The sequence below is a fragment of the Dietzia maris genome, from assembly GCF_014144855.1.
Taxonomy (GTDB): domain Bacteria; phylum Actinomycetota; class Actinomycetes; order Mycobacteriales; family Mycobacteriaceae; genus Dietzia; species Dietzia kunjamensis.
The window spans coordinates 1-4,307 of sequence record NZ_JAALDN010000215.1 but is presented as its reverse complement, the minus strand read 5'-3'; the positions used below and the strand labels follow the sequence as shown (position 1 = coordinate 4,307).

Here is a 4,307-nt window from a genome sequence, read left to right as displayed (position 1 = left end):
TCCCCGCGGGGGCCGGCGCCGCCGGGGGCGTCGACGTCGTGGACTTCGACGACCTGCGCGCGCTGGCCACCGAGGAGCTGCTCGCCGCCGGGGACGCGCGCGCCGACGCGGTGACCGGGGACGACGTGGCCGACATCCTCTTCACCTCCGGTACCACCGGCAAGAGCAAGGGTGTGGTGGCCCTGCACCGGCAGACCGTCGCGGGTTCGCGCGCGTGGGGCGGCAACAACGGGCTCACGGAGCGCGACGGGTACCTCATCGTCAACCCGTTCTTCCACAGCTTCGGCTACAAGGCCGGCTTCCTGACGTGCGTGCTGTTCGGCGTGACGATCGTCCCCCTGGCCGTCTACTCGACCACCGAGACCATGCGGTTGATCCGGGACGAGAAGGTCACGATCCTCACCGGGGCACCGACGATCTTCCAGACACTGCTCGACGACCCCACCCGTGTCGACTACGACCTGTCGTCGCTGCGGGTGGCGGTGACCGGCGCCTCGGTGGTGCCGGTGGTGCTCATCGAGCGGATGCAGTCCGACCTGGGGCTGGAGACGGTGATCACCGCGTACGGCCAGACGGAGACGATGGGCTTCATCACCACCACCCGCACCGGTGACGACGACGTCACGGTGTCCACCACGTGCGGCCGCGCCTACCCGGGCATGGAGATCCGCATCGGCGAGCACGGCGAGATCCTCACCCGCGGCGAGATGGTCATGCAGGGCTACCTCGACGACCCCCAGAACACGGCCAAGACCATCGACCCGGACGGCTGGCTGCACACCGGCGACGTCGGCGAGATCGACGCCGACGGCAACCTGCGCATCACCGACCGGCTCAAGGACATGTACATCAACGGCGGGTTCAACGTCTATCCCGCCGAGATCGAGCAGACCCTGGCCCGCCTGGACGGAGTGGTGGAGACCGCCGTGATCGGTGTCCCGGACGATCGGATGGGCGAGGTCGGCAAGGCGTTCATCGTCCGCCGCGAGGGCTCGACCCTCACCGAGCAGGTCGTTCTGGACTTCTGCTCCGAGCACCTGGCCAACTTCAAGCGGCCGCGCACGGTCGCGTTCGTCGACTCCCTTCCGCGCAACGCCTCGGGCAAGATCGTCAAGACCGAGCTGCGATGAGTCCCGGCGCCGTCCTGGTCACCGGCGCCTCCGGTGGGATCGGCGGAGCGGTCGCCCGACGGCTCGCGGACGAGTTCCCCGACGCGCCCCTGGTCCTCGGCTACCGCTCGACCGAGCCCGAGGACCTGGCGCGGGAACTGGGGGCGGAAGCCGTGCGCCTGGCGCCAGGCCACGCCGACGGTGACGGCGACGGGAACGACGACGACGAGGTGGCCTCGGTGATCGACGGGATCGCCTCCCGACACGGCGGGATCCGCGTACTGGCCCACTGCGCCGGTCCGCACGTGCCCATGGTGCACCTGTCCCGGATCGCGCCGTCCGAGTTCCGCCGGCAGCTCGAGGACGACGCGGTCGGGTTCTTCGCGATCGTGCGTCGCGCGCTGGAGCACCTGCGCGTGGTGGCGGGCAACGTCGTCGTCGTCACCACTGCGGCCACCACCCGCTATCCGGTGCGCGACGGACTGTCCGCCGCCCCCAAGGGCGCGGTCGAGCAGCTCGTCCGGGGCCTGGCGGCCGAGGAGGGGCGCTTCGGCGTGCGGGTGAACTGCGTGGGCCCGGGGATGCTCACCGACGGCATGGCCTCCCGGCTCATCGCCTCCGGCGACCTCGACGAGCGGGCGCTCGAGGTCACGCGCGGCAACATCCCCCTGCGACGCTTCGGCACGGCCGCCGACATCGCCGAGGCCGTGGCGTTCCTGGCGTCGGACCGCGCCGGGTTCATCTCGGGCCAGAAGCTCGACGTGGACGGGGGTTACGGGGTGTGACGAGAGCCGTCTGAATCCGGCTCGCCGCGCCCGTCCGGTACAGTTACCAACCAAGCACTTGCTAGGTAAGGAGAACCCCAGCTCATGACCGATGCACCCATCCCCCCGGTCCTCGGGGTCGACGACCTCGGGCCGGACACGCAGCCCGTGGCCTACGAGGTCACCGACGGCACCGCGTACGTCACCCTCAACCGACCGGACTTCCGCAACGCGCAGAACTCGGTGATGACGTACTCGCTGGACAACGCGTTCATCAAGGCCGTCGAGGACGATGCGGTCAAGGTGATCGTCCTGCGGGCCAACGGCAGGCACTTCTCGGCGGGCCACGACATCGGCACGCCCGAGCGCGACCACCACGTCCAGTACCCCAACCGCGCAGCGCTCTGGTGGGACCACACCACCCGCGGCGGCGGCGACCGGCGCCTGGCCCGCGAGAGCGAGGTCTACGTCCAGATGTGCCGCCGGTGGCGGGAGATCCCCAAGCCGATGATCGCCCAGGTGCACGGCGCGTGCATCGCCGGCGGGCTCATGCTGGCGTGGATCTGCGACTTCATCGTGGCCTCCGACGACGCCTTCTTCTCCGACCCCGTGGTGAAGATGGGCATCCCCGGCGTCGAGTACTTCGCCCACGCCTTCGTGCTGGGCCCGCGCCGCGCCAAGGAGATCCTCTACACCGGTCGTAGGTTCGGCGCCGCCGAGGCGCTGGAGTGGGGAATGCTCAACCACGTCGTGCCCCGCGAGGAGCTGCAGGCCAAGGTCGACTCGATCGCCGAGGAGATCAAGGCCATGCCGGCGTTCGGTCTGACGCTGGCCAAGAAGGTCATCAACTCGAACGAGGACCAGATGGGGTTGCAGACCTCCCTGGACACCGCGTTCGGCTGGCACATGTTCGCGCACTCCGCCAACGCCGAGCCGGACGACACCGACTCGTTCTCCGCCTCCCTGGGCGGTATGGACGCGCGCTCGATGCGCGACAGCGCGAACACCGGCTCGACGGGCGGCGCCGCCCCGACCGGCGAGAAGAAGGACTGACGCCGTGGATCTGGATCTGGACGCATCGACCCGCGAGTTCCGGCTCGAGGTGCGGCAGTGGCTCGAGGCCAACGTGCCCACCGAGCCGCTGCCCCACATGGACACCCGCGAGGGCTTCGAGGCCCACCGCCGGTGGGAGGCGACGATGGCAGACGCCCGCATGTCGGTCGTGTCGTGGCCCGAGGAGTTCGGCGGCCGCGACTGCGGGCTGGTCAACTGGGTGGTCTTCGAGGAGGAGTACTTCCGCGCCGGCGCGCCGCTGCGGGTGAGCCAGAACGGCATCTTCCTGCTGGCCCCGACCCTGTTCGACCACGCCTCCCCCGAGCAGCTGGCCCACATCATGCCGCGCATGGCCCGGGCAGACGACATCTGGGCGCAGGCCTGGTCCGAGCCCGAGGCCGGCTCCGACCTGGCCTCACTGCGCTCGACCGCCAAGCGCGTCGACGGCGGCTGGGTCCTCAACGGGCAGAAGGTGTGGTCCACCCGCGCGTCGTTCGCCGACAAGGGCTTCGGCCTGTTCCGCACGGACCCGGACGAACCCCGCCACAAGGGCCTGACCTACTTCATGTTCGACCTGCGGGCCGAGGGCGTCACCGTGCGCCCGATCGATCAGCTCGACGGGCTGCCCGGCTTCGCCGAACTGTTCCTCGAGAACGTCTTCGTGCCCGACGACCCGGCGAACCCCGCCGAGTCCGGCGTGATCGGCGAGGTCAACCAGGGCTGGAAGGTGGCCATGTCCACCGCCAACAACGAGCGAGGCCTGTCGCTGCGCTCCCCCGGACGGTTCCTCGCCACGACCGACCGGCTGCTCGACCTGTGGGGCACCGCCGAGGCTGACCTCGACGACCGCACCCGTGGGTCCCTGGCGGACCGCGTCGTGGACGCGTGGATCGGGTCGCGCGCCTACGAACTGAGCACCTGGAACACGGTCACGAAACTCACCGGAGGCGCCAATCTCGGTTTCGAGTCCTCCATCAACAAGGTCTTCTGGTCGGACTGGGACATCGCGACCCACGAGACCGCCCTGGACGTCCTCGGCACCGCCGGCGAGCTTGCCGGTGAGCAGTGGATGGACGGCTACCTGTTCGCCCTCGCCGGCCCCATCTACGCGGGAACCAACGAGGTCCAGAAGAACATCATCGCCGAGCGACTCCTCGGCCTCCCGCGCGGCTGAGAAGGCGGTTTTCTGAACATGCAGTTCGCACTCGATCCCGAGATCATCGACTTCGCCGGCAGCATCGACTCCCTGCTGGCCAAGTCCGACATGCCCGCGGTGATCCGCTCGTGGGCCGCCGGTGACACGGCCCCCGGCACCGCCGTGTGGGGCCGCGTCGCCGAGACGGGCGCGGCAGCCCTGCTCATCGACGAGGCCGCCGGCGGC

Annotated in this window: 4 protein-coding genes and 1 pseudogene; all 5 read left to right on the top strand. The window is 70.0% G+C overall.

Annotation, left to right across the window (positions count from 1 at the left end):
- On the top strand, positions 1-1,130 hold a 1,130-nt coding region (locus G6024_RS07570; protein ID WP_159148397.1), incomplete at its 5' end, for an AMP-binding protein.
- Positions 1,127-1,894, top strand: a complete 768-nt coding sequence (locus tag G6024_RS07565; protein ID WP_159148396.1) for an SDR family NAD(P)-dependent oxidoreductase — start codon at positions 1,127-1,129, stop codon at positions 1,892-1,894. The genes G6024_RS07570 and G6024_RS07565, both read left to right, overlap by 4 nt.
- 84 nt (positions 1,895-1,978) lie before the next feature.
- Entirely contained in the window at positions 1,979-2,926 is a 948-nt protein-coding gene (locus G6024_RS07560) for an enoyl-CoA hydratase (RefSeq protein WP_070721747.1), read from the top strand.
- A gap of 4 nt (positions 2,927-2,930) precedes the next feature.
- Entirely contained in the window at positions 2,931-4,100 is a 1,170-nt protein-coding gene (locus tag G6024_RS07555) for an acyl-CoA dehydrogenase family protein (protein ID WP_070721745.1), read from the top strand.
- Positions 4,101-4,118: 18 nt separating this feature from the next.
- Positions 4,119-4,307 (top strand): annotated as a pseudogene (locus G6024_RS07550) (acyl-CoA dehydrogenase); the annotation flags it as partial.